Genomic DNA, 13,800 nt, shown 5'->3' with positions numbered 1-13,800 from the left:
CTTAGACGTGCCTGTGGCGCACGGGGTTCCAGCTGATGTAGTGACGAGCATCACAAGGACGCCTCGTAGAAGCGCTCTTCGACCACACCCGATACGCCAGCGTCGAATCATTAGCCATCGGCACACGACAACGACATCCGCTGGTACAACACAGAACGCATTTCGCCAGCCAGAATTCGATCGGAGCAGTTGATCGGGATGTTCGTGAGCGGTCTCAAGCTGAGCGGCTGAACTCGCCGTCCGTTACGCCAGCGGTGAAGGCATCCCATTCGCCGGGCGTGAACACCAGCGCCGGGCCGTCAGGGTTCTTGCTGTCGCGTACCCCTACCATGCCGCGATCCAGGAACGCGACCTCAACGCAGTCCTGGCCCATCGAGCTTCGGGTGCTCTTGAACCATGCGGCTCGGGATAGGTTGATGCTCACGCCAAGTACTCCTTCATTCTCTGCCGAAGCAGCCTTCTGCTCGCGACTGCGTCCAGCGCGGCATGCCGGATGATTGTGAGGGCCTCGCGGTACCGTCGAAGATCCGACTCTCCCTCAAAGTACATCGCGCCCGTAAAGCCCTCAACGTAGACGACGGTCGGTTCTGCCCTGCCACCTGCGGCATCGAGGCCGTATTCAAGGGTCGTGAACGGGCCGACGGGTCCGCCGACAGGAAAGCCCGTGCTGAACGGAAGAATTCGGATCGTGATGTTCGGCTGGGTACTCAGGTCGGCGAGGTGGCGGAGCAGAGCGGCCATGATCGCGGGACTTCCGACGAGTACATGGAGGATGGACTCGTGCAAGACCACGTCGAGTGTTACCGGGTTCAGCTTGCGGGTGATGATCGCCTGGCGCCTGGCTTTCAGCTCGAGTCGGCGCTGTCGTTCCTCCTCGGAGTCCTTCGGGAAGTAGATCCGGTCGAGTGTGGCGGCGTAGTCGGAGGTCTGGAGCAACCCCGGGACGATGTCAGGTCGAAAGATGTCGATATGACGCGCGTTGGCTTCCAAGCCCATGTAAACGTTGAACTTCTCGGGGATGAGATCACCGAAGCTGTGCCACCACCTCTTTTCGGCTCCCTGCTTGAACAAGCCGACAATCGCTGCGGTCTTCTCGTCACCGAAACCGAGCTTCCGGCACAGTAGCTCGATGTCACGGTCGCGCAGTCGGCCGACATCGCCTCGTTCGAGCCTGGACTGGGTGCTCACGCTCCAGTCCAGCATTGCCGCGACTTGTCCCTGCGTCAGGTTCTGTTCGTCGCGTGCTTCGCGCAGGTACCGGCCCATTTGTCGACGCGGCAGTGACGGGCTTGTGCCTTGCATTGCCATCCCAACCCCCAAAGGCATTGTCAGTTCGATCGCGTTTCACTCTCAGTTTGACGCCCATCCTGGGGCTATGCGGCGGATTTCTGAAATTTTCCGTTAGGTATCGGAGGCATCGCCGGGCAGTGATGTGCTTGGACCTGACGTTCGGATGACATCGCAAGGTTGGAGTCTGGTGAATCAAAGATTCGGAACGACAACAGCTTTCAGCGTTCGTCACCTCGCTCGAATTCCAATCCATGCCTGAGACTCGCCATACATGGCGATCGCTGTCGCCGATCAACCCGGACGTCCAACAAACCAGCAATACGATCAGATTCCGAGGGGGATCAATGACTCACGCACATGCCATCGAGCCATCAACGCCCGCAAGCAGTCCGAAGTCCTTGGGGTTCATACGGAATGACGTATCCGGCATCCATGCTCCGCGCCATGCTGCCGAGGTGCAGCGGCACGCTCATGGGCTCGGGTTTCAGTACGTGTACACCGTCCGTCCACCAGCAGATGTGGACGACCCGATCGGGTACGCACTCGGCATCGCGGCCGGGCTCGGCGTGGATGTGATCGTCGTGTTCGATCTGGGTCACGTCGATAATCAGCCAGCCCTTGTCTGCGACAGGGGATTCGATCTCGAGACTGTCAGCCCGCAGGGGACATGGGTGCGCTCCACCCAGTCCGTGCCTGGCGTCGCCTCCGAGGGGGCATGATGAGCATCGAGATTGTCGTGGCTCCTCCGCTGATCTGTGGTGATGCGGACGTGGAGCTTGCGCATCGCCTCATGCAGACACATCTCGCATGCCGAATCGACCGGTGCGCATGGAAACTCGCGGCTTATCACACGCTTGTTGCCTTCGGCCGGATCATGCCGCAAACGCTCAGTCCGCGTGAGCGTGCGGCCGAGAGGAATATTCGGTTTCTGCCGTTGGATGACGACCGCCCGCTTCCCGAGGGCATTCCAGCGCCGCAGACGTTTCGGCAGGTGCTGGACGAGCTGAACCGGCTATCGCCGGAGATGCGGCAGGAGGCGAGACCACCGCTCGGAGGGATGTGACCTCGATGAGCGTGTGGGATTTGACGTACTGCGTCGCCGCGACCGTCGGCGGCGGATTCTGCGTCGTGTCGGGGTTGGCGTGTTTCTGGCCGAGCAGTTCTCGGCCACGCCGTGCCACGGCACGCCGCCCGGCTCGAGCTGCCAGCAAGGCGCGGACAGTGCCGTTGCCGCGGGCATGGACCTGCTCGGCTCCGCAGAAACCGTTCACGGTCGGCGAAGCCCATGTCGCAATGCAACGGCACCGCGAGCACCGTTGCGCTCGTAAACGTGCTGCCTGGGATGTGCTGGTGGCCACCGGGCATACCGTGCCGGACTCACGTCGGCGAAATGGGGCTCTTTGAGATTCACACCCGATGCCGCCATGCAGCTGTTCCGGACTCTCGCCGCCACGATTGGTCACCTGGTTTCCGGGATGCTCGAGCATCCGCGGACAGTCTCGGGCAGTCCGGGCGTCCGCCGACACTCCCATCGCGTTGACAGTGTCGGCGGGACAAAGGAATCGCCGGGGCGTCGTCACTTACTCGCGACGCGTGCCAGTTCTTCGGGGTACCGGGCACCGGCGACGGCTTCGGCTGGAGCGGCCGCCTCGATGCGGCTCAGATCCTCGTCGCTCAGCTCGATGTCGACGGCAGCGACGTTCTCCTCCAGGTAGGTGCGGCGTTTCGTGCCCGGAATAGGCACCACGTCGGCGCCGCGGCTGTGCACCCAAGCCAACGCCAATTGCCCTGCGGTCACGCCCTTTTCGTCCGCCAGACTGCGGAGCGCGGCGACGATGGCGAGATTGCGGTCGAGGTTTCCGTCGGCGAAGCGGGGCAGTCGGCGGCGCATGTCGTCGGCGGGCAGTTCGGTGGTGGAGGTGATGGCGCCGGTGAGGAAGCCGCGGCCGAGTGGAGCGAACGGCACGATACCGATGCCCAGCTCGCGGCAGGTCGGCAGGACCTCGGCTTCGATATCGCGGGTCCACAGCGACCATTCGCTCTGCAGCGCTGTCACCGGATGCACGGCGTGGGCGCGGCGGATGGTCTCCGCCGATGCCTCGGAGATGCCGAGGTAGCGCACCTTGCCTGCGGTAACCAGCTCCGCCAGCGCACCCCAGGTCTCCTCGATCGGCACGTCGGGGTCGACGCGATGCTGGTAGTACAGGTCGATGTGGTCGACACCGAGCCGGGTCAGCGACGCGTCGCAGGACTGCTCGACGTAGGCCGCGTCGCCCCGCGCGCCCAGCGCGCCGCCCTCGCCCCAGACGATGCCGAACTTGGTGGCCAGCACCACCTGGTCGCGGCGGTCGGCGATGGCGCGGCCGACCAGCCGCTCATTCGTCTCGGGGCCGTAGACGTTCGCCGTGTCCAGCAACGTGACGCCCAGATCCAGGGCGCGATGGATGGTGGCGATCGACTCGTCGTCATTTCCGCGCACGCCGTATGCCTGGCTCATGCCCATGCAGCCGAGCCCCTGCGCGCCGACGGTCAGCTCGCCGAGTTTCCTGGTCGCGATCATGCGGGAGTCCTCCTTGGTGACGCCGAAATTCGATGGTGAGCCGCGCTCACGATCTGCGACGCTACGACCTGGAGCACGCTCCAAGTCAAGTTGATGCAGCTGTCGTCCTGGCGGAAGGCCGATTAACGCAGCACATCGGCGCGCTCGTCTTGCGGGAGCAGCCCGCCCATCGGAGAGACCTCGCGCATCTCGATCGAGTCGCGGTCGAGACCGGTGAGGACACGGTGGAGCCCTGGCACATCACCGCGCTCGATCAGCGACTCCCAGCGATCGATATTCCGCACGTGGGGCTGGCCGGATACGCCGTCACGCAACCGTCGCAGATTGCGTTCGATATGCGGCCGCCACAACTGGAGGCTCGACTGGGTCAAGTGTGTCGAGAGTCGCCTGTGCCACTGCCATGAGCGGCGCTCGGAGCGGGTCAACTCGGGGACCACGGGACGTCGCACGACTTCGAGGCGATAACCCATGCAGGACAGCAGCCTCTCTAGCTGCTCATCGCTCAGATTCAGCTTGCCGGACAAGGCTTGGCTGATACTTGGTTGGCGGACGCCGCTCACCCGCGACAGCTCGGACTGGGTGGTGCCCGTTTCGCGCATCACCTCACGCAGCACATCGCTCTGACTGGACATAACCCCGATTATAGCGTCGCGCGCTATAGTGGGAGGGAGCTGCGGCGGAGTCGGCGAAACGTTCTTGATCGGCCTCCGCGAACGGTATCGCAGCTGAGTGTCACCGGGACCGGACATCCATCGGAACGATGCATCGGCGCCGTCGTCGCCGCAGCACTCGGCTATCGCCGCACCACGTGATCGCACTGCGTTCAGTGGCTGAGTCGGAGAATTCAGCTGCTGCCGGATATGTGAAGTGTGGTTGCCGGGTTGCCGACACTCGGTAGAGTGCCTCTCTGATTCGATTGCGACGTTAGGGAAGTAGCATGGCGACCGGTCCCCGACCTGCATGGAAGTTCTTCGCATCGGGGATCGTTCGATTCAATCGCAGCGTGCCCCGGCCGCATTCGCTGGCTCGACGATTGCTCGCGGTGTTCGGGATCGCCTGTGCGGCAATGGCCGCGACGGTGGTTGCGTCACCGGTCGCGACGGCGCAGGCGCAGATCGATCACATCGTCAAGCGCACCGATCGGTGGTTGCAGGTCTTCGTGCATTCGCCGGCGATGCGGCGGATCGTGCAGGTGGACGTGCTGTTGCCGGTGGATGTCGCGACGCCGCATCCGACGCTGTATCTGCTCGACGGCAACGGCTCCGACGCATCCGCGGGGCAGAGCACCTGGACCATGAAGACCGATGCGGTCCGCTTCTTCGCCGACAAGCCGGTCACGGTGGTGCTGCCTGTGGGGGGTGGCGGCACCTTCTACACGAACTGGCTGCGCGACGATCCCGGCTTGGGACACAACCAATGGGAGACCTTTCTGGCCCAAGAGCTTCCTCCGTTGATCGACACCCAGTTCCACGGCAATGGCGCCAATGCGGTGGCGGGGGTGTCGATGGGCGGTCAGGCAGCGTTGGCGCTCGCATTCCGCAACCCGGCGCTGTACCGCTCCGTGGCCGCCTACAGCGGCTGCCTGTTCACCAGCAATATCGGCCAGGGGTATGTCCGTGGCGCGGTCGCGGAACGGGGTGGAAACGCGGACAACATGTGGGGCAAGGCGACCGATCCGGAGTGGCCGGCGCACGACGTGAGCCTGCACACCAACGGATTGCGGGGCAAGCCGCTGTTCGTATCGACCTCCACCGGTGTGCCCGGACCGGCCGACGGCAATTTCGACCCGAGCTTCAGCTGGCCGACGACACTGGCCGCGGCCATCGCCCTCGAACAGGGCGCGAACGACTGCACCGTGGCGTTCGACGCCCAACTGCGCGTCCAGAACATCCCGGCCACGGTGAAGTACTACCCGATCGGCACGCATTCCTGGCCGTATTGGCAGGCGCCGCTGCATGATTCATGGCCAGTGCTTGCCCGCGGTATCGCCGTCGGGTGAGACCTGCGAGTTGCCAGCCGCGGAAGACGGCAGGCTGGAGGGGATCCGCCTGACGCCATGGGGCTGCCAGCCGTGATCGCCACCCGGCCCGTGGCAGGGCCCCGCGGGTCTGCCACGCACTGATCCGCAACCTGCTTCCGCTCGAATTCGGCCCGACTCCACTGCGAATCCGAAAGATGCGAGGGGCCAGCGACCTGGGTGTCCGCACGGCTGGGCGCGGACGGCAACTATCGCGAATTCGCCTCGGCAGCAAGCGAATCCGTTTGTCGAACGCGGCGAGTGTATGCCCGCTCACATCCTGCTGAAGTTGTCTGTTCGGTGGTGCTAGTTTGAACCGGAGGTTACCACTCCACTTAATTCTGGGTAACGGCCTGGTTCAACGGGGAAGGAGGCCGCGCGATGGTTGCGGTTGGTCTCGGCGGCCCGGGTGGGGGACTCGAGTTCGCGCCGGGCGGGATCGTCGAACGGATTCGAGCGGCCGTGCGCGGTCGCGCTGCGGAGGCGATCGGGCAGGTCGGGCTGATCACGGTGCTCTACCTCGGCTATCGCGCCGGGCGACTGGTCACCGCTGACGACACCGGTCGCGCGATGACGAACGCGCACAATGTGCTCGGGTTGGAGGAGCGGCTCGGTTTCCTGGGGGAGCGGAGGGTTCAGAAGTTGTTTCTGGACCGTGACTTCCTTGCGGTCCCGGCCAACTTCTATTACGCCAGTGCGCATTTCACAGTTGCTGCGGGAGTGTTGCTATGGCTGTGGGTGTTTCGGCCGGAGCACTACCGCTGGACCAGGAACCTGATGGTGGCCTTGACCGGAGCGGCGCTACTGGTACACATCCTGGTCCCTCTCGCGCCGCCGCGGATGCTCACTGATCGTGGCTTTGTCGACTTGGCCGCGATGTACGGTCAATCCGTCTACGGCGAAGTCGATTCCGGCGGGCTGTCGAATCAGTTCGCCGCCATGCCGTCGCTGCACGTCGGCTGGGCGCTGCTGCTTGCCGTCGCGATGGTCGCCGCCACCCGCACGCGCTGGCGCTGGTTCGCCCTGGCTCACCCCGCGCTGACCCTGCTCGTGGTCGTGGGCACGGCCAACCACTACTGGCTCGACGCCTTTGTTGCCATGCTGTTGCTGGCTCTGTCGGCCGCGCTGCATCCGTTCCTGGTCCCCGCTGCGGCCACCGCCTGGGGCGTCATGGGTCCTGTTCCGCGAAAACCGCTCTGAGCAGCAATTAACCGATCCAGTACACGCCGGTGGCGATCACGTGGAAAACCGCCTCGTCCGCGTACGATCGCCTAGCCGTCCTGTTCGCCAGCCCGGACAAGGAGTTGCCATGGAACCGATAACCATCCTGAACACCCTGCTGAATCTCGCCGTCCAGGTCTTCTCCTTCCTGGAGGGTTTCACCGCCTGACCCGCGTGGTCGACGTCGTCGACCGATCGTGGTCGCTCAATGGTCGACGACGAACAGCGTCGACTTCACAGGTCTCCGAACCGGGTGTGGATGAGCTGTCCACACCCGGTTCGAGTCATCGGCTCGCAGCAAGAACTTCTCGAGTGCCTGCATATCCCAGAAGCCCAGCATCACCTACTTCGCAACACGACCTAGCCGCGATAAATCTCGACGTACGCGTTGGTGGCCACTGCGACCACACCGGGACCCATTCCCGTACAGCCCGTGCTGATGCGCTGTCCGGCCGGCGTGAAGGGGTAGCTGAGTGCATGGTAGGAACCGATGCCGTACAGCGGGAACGGACCGCTGGCGTAGAGGCCGAAGCACTCGACACGCAGGACGTAGTTACTTCCTCCGTCGGGTTGGCACGTCGCCGCCGCGCCGAAAGGATCCCGCTCGACAACGCAATCCTGCGGCGCCGCTTGGGCGGCGCCGGAACCGACAATCGCGACGAACGCAAGACCCGAAACACCAGCGGCCGCGACGCGTGCGGCGGCAACAATCGCCTTTTTCATGAAAGCTCCTTCTGTTTCAGGGTGTATCTTCGACCGCGAGCGGCTGAATGTTACGGCTGGTAGGACCGCAACAGGCCCTAGTGGTGTGCAGCGTTGGAGTTGGCCCAGGATTGGATGTCGCCGCGGTCGAGGGCTACGGCCAGCAGGGTGGGGAATTTGTCCGGGGTGCAGGCGAACGCTGGGATGCCGAGGGCGGCGAGGGCGGCGGCGTTTTCGTGGTCGAAGGCGGGGGCGCCGTCGTCGGACAGGGCTAGCAGCACGACGATCTGTGCGCCGGATTCGCGCATCGCGTGGATGCGGCGCAGCATCTCGTCGCGGATGCCGCCCTCGTAGAGGTCGGAGATCAGGACGAACAGGGTGTCGGCGGGGCGGGTGATCAGCGACTGGCAGTAGGCGAGGGCGCGGTTGATGTCGGTGCCGCCGCCTAGTTGGGTGCCGAACAGGACTTCCACCGGGTCGTCGAGTTTGTCGGTCAGATCGACGATCTCGGTGTCGAAGACCACCAGCGAGGTGCGCAGCGAGCGCATGGACGCCAGCACCGCGCCGAACACCGATGCGTACACGACGCTGGCGGCCATCGAGCCGGACTGATCGATGGCGAGCACCACGTCGCGTCGCACCGCCTGCGCTTTGCGGCCGTAGCCCACCAGGCGTTCCGGCACCACGGTGCGATGCTCGGGCAGATAGGTGGCAAGATTCTTGCGAATGGTGCGGTCCCAGTCGATATCTCGCAGTCGGGGCCGGGTGACGCGCGCGGCGCGGTTCAGTGCGCCGGAGACGGCGGCGACGGTCTGCGCGGCGATGCGCTGCTCGATCTCACGCACCACCTTCTCCACCACCATGCGCGCCGTTGCTTTGGTGGTCTCGGGCATCACCCGGTTCAGGCTCAGCAAGGTGCCGACCAGGTGCACGTCCGGCTCCACCGCTTCGAGCAACTCCGGCTCCAGCAGCAGCTGGGTGAGGTTGAGCCGCTGCACGGCGTCGCGCTGCATGACCTCGACCACGGTGGAGGGGAAGTAGCTGCGAATGTCGCCGAGCCAGCGGGCCACCCGCGGAGCAGAGCCCTGCAAGCCGCCGGTGCGTTTTCCGGGGGAGGTCTCGTCGGTGTTGTACAGCGTGGACAGCGCGCGGTCCATGGCCGCGTCCGCACTGGAACCCAACCCGCCGAGCCCTTCCTCCGCCGCCGCGCCCAGCACCAATCGCCAACGCCTGGCTTGTGTCTCGTCAGTCATGCGGTGACCCTTCCGGTATGTGCGAGCCGCCACGCGGTCGAACGGCAGGGACGCCTGGCCTGACCGCTGATTCCGTGCCGTCCACCGGTAGAGCACGAAGGTGTCCGTGGTTGCGCAAGGTGCCGCCTTCGGGCGCGACGCTCTCGCCGTGCGGCCGGTCGGTCCGAGCGCCGAGCCCTCGGCGGTTGCGCGAGCGGCTCCCCGCGAGCTCCACGCTCGTGCTGTGCACTCCACTGGTAGGAGCGCGCCTGCTGTGCTGACGCGAGCTGCCGTCTCGGCGTCCGACGCTCATACCGTCACCCCCAAGATCTCCGCGGCGGTGCGGATCGCGATTGCCGCGCGGTCCAGGTCGAGACCCGCCGCGGCCGAGGAGACAGCGACGGACCCGCCGTCGCGCACCGCCTGCCCGATTGCGCGGCGCTCGCCGGATTCGAACGCACCGAAGGTGCGGCGCAGCAGCGGCAGCGTCTCGACGAATGTGTCCTCGCCGAGTCCGCGCAGCCAGTCGTCGATGAGCCGCAACAACTCTCGATCGTGGACGAGCAGCAGTCCGCGGCCGCCGAGGAAGCCATCGATCCAGGCCGCCTTGGCTGCCGCCGGGTTGCCCACCGACAGGGCGGCGGAGAGCCTGCGCGCGGATTCGGCCTCGTCGATGCGGCCCGCATCGGCCAGGAGGCGGACGGCACGACCCACGAGGGCGCCGTGCACGTCGTCGCGATCGGCGACGCGGTGCAGGGCAGCCAGCCATTCGCCGGTTGCCCAGCTGTCGTCTCTGGTGTGGATGGCGGTGTGTGCCGCGTCCAGCAGTGTGCGCAGCTCGGTGGCGGCGTCGGCGTCCAGCCCGGTGACCGCGGCGGACAAGCCGGCGCAGATGCGCACCAGCAGTCCATCGGCGACGTGGGCCAGCGCCTTGGTGTCGGTGCCGCGCACGTCGCCGTAGCGCAGTGTCCGGATCAGGCCGGGCAGCGCGGCGAGCAGGTGGGTGACGTCGTGGTCGAGTGCGGCGGTGGACTCCAGCCGGGCGATCAGTCCGTCGGTCGCGCCGCCGAGATGGGCGAGCAGGGCGACCTCCAGCGCGGCGGTGAGCTCGCCGACGGTGCGGTCGGCGCTGGCCGCGGTGTCGAGGATCTTCGCCTCCGCGGCGGTGCGGATGGTGGTGCCCCAGCGAGACGCCTCGATGATCGAGATGGCGTACTCGGGGCGCCACTCCAGTGTCCACGTTTCCCGGAATGTTCCGGTGCTGCGCACATCGCTCATGGTCAGCGTGCCCCAGTCGATCTCCAGTACACGCAGCCGGTGCAACAGGCGCGAGCGCGCGACCTCGCGTTCCTTGCGCAGGTCGAGGTCGACGGTGCGGGCCAGCGGCTCTTGCTTCATGCGCAGCGAACGGATCGTGGCGCGCAGGTCCGCCTCCAGCGGCACGGTCGGGGTCTGCTCCGGTACGGCGCCCAGCGCTTCGCCCACGACCAGTTCGCTCACCACCAGCCGCAGCATCGTCTCGTCGCCGCCGCACAGCACCGATCGGGTCGCCTCGGTGACCTCCGATAATCCCGCGAGCGGCCGTCCGCGCAGCGCGGCGAGGGTGTCTGCGAGACGGACGGATTCGATGACATGCGCGCTGGAGACCGGCAGATCGTGACCGCGCAGCACCCCGGCGACCTTGGTCAGCCACCGGGCGATCGGCCGCTCGGTATGGGTGAACAGGTGATGGTACCAGCCGGGCGAGGTGACCCCGGCTCCGTACCCGGAGGACGTGGACAGCCGCGAGTGCGTCCACGGCACCCAGGTGAGCCGGGCTTTGGTCTTCGGGAGTCCTTTCAACAGCCGGGCATCCGGCGCGGCCGGACCGAGCGCTCCCGTGAGCGCGGGCGCGTGCCATGCGCCGCAGACCACCGCCAGCCGCGTTGCCCCGTCCTTGAGCGCCTTGCGCATGGTCTGGCGCATATGGGCCTCGCGTCGGAGGGTGTGGGCTTCGATGGTGATCGGCTGTTGGCGGACGAGTTCCGGCTCAGAAAGGGCCTCCGCGACCGAATCTGATTCTGGCGCTGTGAAATCCGACGATTCGTCCTGCATCGACTGGTCGTGGGCGGGCAGGCCGGGCATGGATGAACCCCGCTCGGCGGACTCCCGCAGCGCGCCCATCGCCTCGGTGATCGGTTCGAACGCGTCGGCGTCGGGCACGGATTCCACGACTGCGTCCCACCAGCGTTCGGCGTCGTCGTAGCCGCCCGCCTCGGCCAGCGCGGCGAGTGGATCGAATCGGTCGCCGGGCTCGTCCTCTACCGCGAGCGTGATGGTGGCGGGGAGATCGCAGAATCGGACGGGCACATCGTTGTGCACGGCGTACCGCAGCGCCTGCCATTCGGGGGAGAACACCGCGTACGGCCAGAAAGCGGCCTTGGCCGGTGTATCCGGAACGTACGCCAGCAGGGCGACCGGAGGGGTCATTCCCTCGGCGGCGACGTAACCCACCAGCGGATCGGCGTCGGCAGGTCCCTCGATGAGAATCATGTCGGGGCGAAACGCCTCCAGGGCCAGGCGCAGCGAACGCGCCGACCCGGGACCGTGGTGCCGGATGCCGAAAACCTTGGTCACCGGCCCGGATTCGGGACTCACCCGGTGACCTCACGGCAGGCACGGTAGAAATCCGACCAGTCCGGACGCTCGCGCACCACGGCCTCCAGGTACTCGGTCCACACCACCACGTCGGCCACCGGGTCCTTGATCACCGAGCCGAGCACGGCTCCCGCGATATCGGAGGCGCGCAGCACTCCGTCGCCGAAATGTGCCGACAGCGCGATGCCGTTGGTGATCACCGAGATCGCTTCGGCGGTGGACAGCGTTCCCGACGGGGACTTGAGTTTGGTGCGGCCGTCGGCCGTACTGCCCGACCGCAGCTCGCGGAAGACCCGCACCACCCGCCGCACCTCCTCGGCCGCCGCGGGCACGGTGGGCAGTTCCAGCGCGGAGCCGAGCTGCTCGACCCGCCTGCTGACGATGGCGACCTCCTCGTCCTCGCTCGCGGGCAGCGGCAGCACCACGGTGTTGAACCGGCGGCGCAACGCGGAGGACAGTTCGTTCACGCCGCGGTCGCGGTCGTTGGCGGTGGCGATCACGTTGAAGCCCTTGGCGGCCTGCACCTCCATGCCGAGTTCGGTCACCGGCAAGGTCTTCTCCGAGAGGACGGTGATCAGCGCGTCCTGCACGTCGGAGGGGATGCGGGTGAGCTCCTCGATCCGGGCTATGGCGCCGGTGCGCATGGCGGTCAGCACCGGCGACGGCACCAGCGCGCCTTCGCTCGGTCCTTCGGCGAGCAGCCGCGCGTAGTTCCAGCCGTACCGGATCGCCTCCTCCGCTGTGCCCGAGGTGCCCTGCACCAGCAGCGTCGACGCACCGCTGATGGCGGCGGAAAGATGTTCCGACACCCAGGTTTTGGCGGTGCCGGGTACGCCGAGCAGCAGCAGCGCCCGGTCGGTGGCCAGCGTCGCGACAGCCACCTCCATCAGCCTGCGCGGGCCGATGTACTTCGGGGTGATCACGGTGCCGTCGTCCAGGGTGCCGCCCAGCAGGTAGGTGACCACCGCCCAAGGGGACAGCCGCCAGGACGGCGGGCGGGGCCGGTCGTCGGCGGCGGCGAGGGCGCGCAGCTCGTCGGCGTACGTCTGTTCGGCGTGCGGGCGCAGCAGGTCCGGATTCGGTTCGGTGGTGGTCACTGCAACTCCTCGAGCATCATCGAGCGGTGGTTGAGGTCGTGGGCGAGCTGGTCGAAGGTCCGCTCCCAGGCGGGATCGTCGCATCGGCGCGCGATTGCCGAGAGCGTGCCAGCAGCGGATACCGGGAGGTGGACGGCGGCCGAGGCGAGCAGCGAGCGGTGCGCGTTCGGGGAGACGCCGTGCGCGTCCGGGCGACGCGCTGCCGCACGCGCCCGCTCGAACAGCAGCAGGATCACGTGCTGCGCCAGCGCTTCCGGCCACGGATGCCCCATCGCGGGCAGCAGCGCCTCGATCTCGGAGAGCCAAGAGCCGTCCAAGCGCACCAGGTGCGCGGTCCGATCCGGTAGCGGCAGCAGCGCGAACAGCTCCCGCCTGCGCAGCATGGCCAGGTCGGTCGGCACGCCCGCATCGAACAGTGCTCGCGCCCAGGCCGAATCGCGTTGGGCCAGTGCGGCATCCACCCAGCCGTCGAAGACCGGTTGCCGGAACCGGTCCTCGATGGTGGCCCGCACCGCCTGCTCCGGCGTGCCGAGCAGCGCCGCCCAGTGCGATAGTTGCGTCGCCGCGACCATCTGCCGCAGCCAGGCCGCGGGTACGTCGGGTGCGCCGTTCCACCGGTAAGCGAATTCGACCGTTCGGTCGGTGATGCCGTCGCGCTGGGTGGCGCTGTCGAGCGAATCGGGCAGCGTGAGAACGAGATTCGTGTGCAGTATCCGGTGCTCGACGCGGACCCACGCGCCTGCCCTGGCGCGCATGCGCCCTGCGAACGCCGATTCCGGCAGTAGCGCGAGCAGTCCGGCCGCGGTGCGGCGCACATCCGCACGCCGGTCGTCCAGCGCCGTTTCCAGGAGTGGTTCGTCCGCTCGAGCGAGACCGTCGGCGAGCACGGCGACCAGTTCGGCTTTGATCGGTCCGGATTCTTTCGGCCACGCCGCCGCGAGCTGAGTCCGCGCGGCGGCGGGGTCGTCGCGTCGTAGCCGGGCCAGCCAGTCGCGCCGTTCGGGCGGCTGCCCGAACCGCCAGGTGTCCGCCGAATCCGTGGCG

At 66.8% G+C, this 13,800-nt stretch carries 13 protein-coding genes; 4 read left to right on the top strand and 9 right to left on the bottom strand.

Going from position 1 to position 13,800, the window contains the following annotated elements; translation table 11 throughout:
• Window positions 1-214 precede the first annotated feature (214 nt).
• Window positions 215-424 carry a DUF397 domain-containing protein gene (locus NA4_RS34170; protein WP_067479550.1) on the bottom strand — a complete coding sequence of 70 codons (210 nt, stop codon included), beginning with the start codon at window positions 422-424 and terminating at the stop codon, window positions 215-217.
• Window positions 421-1,266: a helix-turn-helix domain-containing protein gene (locus NA4_RS34165; RefSeq protein ID WP_245671715.1), complete on the bottom strand. Its 846-nt coding sequence runs from the start codon at window positions 1,264-1,266 to the stop codon at window positions 421-423. Before NA4_RS34165 ends, NA4_RS34170 begins: the two co-directional genes overlap by 4 nt.
• Window positions 1,267-1,745: 479 nt before the next feature.
• On the opposite strand from NA4_RS34165, the gene NA4_RS34160 reads away from it, so the two are divergent.
• On the top strand, window positions 1,746-2,009 hold the full coding sequence (locus tag NA4_RS34160) for a hypothetical protein (RefSeq protein ID WP_067479548.1): 264 nt from the start codon (window positions 1,746-1,748) through the stop codon (window positions 2,007-2,009).
• Window positions 2,006-2,353 carry a hypothetical protein gene (locus NA4_RS34155; protein ID WP_067479546.1) on the top strand — a complete coding sequence of 116 codons (348 nt, stop codon included), beginning with the start codon at window positions 2,006-2,008 and terminating at the stop codon, window positions 2,351-2,353. The genes NA4_RS34160 and NA4_RS34155 overlap by 4 nt, the downstream gene beginning before the upstream one ends.
• Before the next feature lie 513 nt (window positions 2,354-2,866).
• On the opposite strand, the gene NA4_RS34150 is transcribed toward NA4_RS34155, so the two are convergent.
• On the bottom strand, window positions 2,867-3,850 hold the full coding sequence (locus tag NA4_RS34150; protein WP_067479544.1) for an aldo/keto reductase: 984 nt from the start codon (window positions 3,848-3,850) through the stop codon (window positions 2,867-2,869).
• A 122-nt stretch (window positions 3,851-3,972) separates the two neighbouring features.
• Window positions 3,973-4,482 (bottom strand): helix-turn-helix domain-containing protein, encoded by a 510-nt coding sequence (locus tag NA4_RS34145; protein WP_245671714.1) that lies wholly within the window; start codon window positions 4,480-4,482, stop codon window positions 3,973-3,975.
• 371 nt (window positions 4,483-4,853) lie between these two features.
• Between NA4_RS34145 and NA4_RS34140 the strand changes: the two genes are divergently transcribed.
• Together NA4_RS34140 and NA4_RS34135 are read left to right on the top strand one after the other, a co-directional pair.
• A complete protein-coding gene (locus NA4_RS34140) occupies window positions 4,854-5,849 on the top strand; it encodes an alpha/beta hydrolase (RefSeq protein WP_245671713.1) in 996 nt (331 codons plus the stop codon).
• A gap of 399 nt (window positions 5,850-6,248) precedes the next feature.
• Window positions 6,249-7,067 (top strand): phosphatase PAP2 family protein, encoded by an 819-nt coding sequence (locus NA4_RS34135; RefSeq protein ID WP_084497705.1) that lies wholly within the window; start codon window positions 6,249-6,251, stop codon window positions 7,065-7,067.
• Between the two features lie 381 nt (window positions 7,068-7,448).
• On the opposite strand, the gene NA4_RS34130 is transcribed toward NA4_RS34135, so the two are convergent.
• The 5 genes from NA4_RS34130 to NA4_RS41735 all read right to left on the bottom strand — a co-directional run.
• Window positions 7,449-7,811, bottom strand: coding sequence for a hypothetical protein (locus tag NA4_RS34130; protein ID WP_169811169.1), 363 nt, complete (start codon window positions 7,809-7,811; stop codon window positions 7,449-7,451).
• Window positions 7,812-7,888: 77 nt separating this feature from the next.
• A complete protein-coding gene (locus tag NA4_RS34125; protein WP_067479542.1) occupies window positions 7,889-9,043 on the bottom strand; it encodes a VWA domain-containing protein in 1,155 nt (384 codons plus the stop codon).
• Window positions 9,044-9,331: 288 nt separating this feature from the next.
• Window positions 9,332-11,659, bottom strand: a complete 2,328-nt coding sequence (locus NA4_RS34120; RefSeq protein WP_067479540.1) for a DUF5682 family protein — start codon at window positions 11,657-11,659, stop codon at window positions 9,332-9,334.
• Window positions 11,656-12,756 carry an ATP-binding protein gene (locus tag NA4_RS34115; RefSeq protein WP_067479538.1) on the bottom strand — a complete coding sequence of 367 codons (1,101 nt, stop codon included), beginning with the start codon at window positions 12,754-12,756 and terminating at the stop codon, window positions 11,656-11,658. Before NA4_RS34115 ends, NA4_RS34120 begins: the two co-directional genes overlap by 4 nt.
• Window positions 12,753-13,800, bottom strand: a 1,048-nt coding sequence (locus tag NA4_RS41735; RefSeq protein WP_245671712.1) for a DUF5691 domain-containing protein, incomplete at its 5' end; no start/stop codon positions are given. The genes NA4_RS41735 and NA4_RS34115, both read right to left, overlap by 4 nt.

It is taken from the genome of Nocardia amamiensis NBRC 102102 (assembly GCF_001612745.1).
Classification (GTDB): Bacteria; Actinomycetota; Actinomycetes; order Mycobacteriales; family Mycobacteriaceae; genus Nocardia; species Nocardia amamiensis.
Note: the sequence above shows the minus strand (reverse complement) of the source record. Positions and strands in the feature narration are given on the sequence as shown.

Coding starts and splice junctions, on each gene's coding strand:
- NA4_RS34165 (WP_245671715.1), bottom strand. CDS start 1,266: ATGGGCCGGTACCTGCGCGAAGCACGCGACGAACAGAACCTGACGCAG.
- NA4_RS34155 (WP_067479546.1), top strand. CDS start 2,006: ATGATGAGCATCGAGATTGTCGTGGCTCCTCCGCTGATCTGTGGTGAT.
- NA4_RS34150 (WP_067479544.1), bottom strand. CDS start 3,850: ATGATCGCGACCAGGAAACTCGGCGAGCTGACCGTCGGCGCGCAGGGG.
- NA4_RS34145 (WP_245671714.1), bottom strand. CDS start 4,482: ATGTCCAGTCAGAGCGATGTGCTGCGTGAGGTGATGCGCGAAACGGGC.
- NA4_RS34135 (WP_084497705.1), top strand. CDS start 6,249: ATGGTTGCGGTTGGTCTCGGCGGCCCGGGTGGGGGACTCGAGTTCGCG.
- NA4_RS34130 (WP_169811169.1), bottom strand. CDS start 7,811: ATGAAAAAGGCGATTGTTGCCGCCGCACGCGTCGCGGCCGCTGGTGTT.
- NA4_RS34125 (WP_067479542.1), bottom strand. CDS start 9,043: ATGACTGACGAGACACAAGCCAGGCGTTGGCGATTGGTGCTGGGCGCG.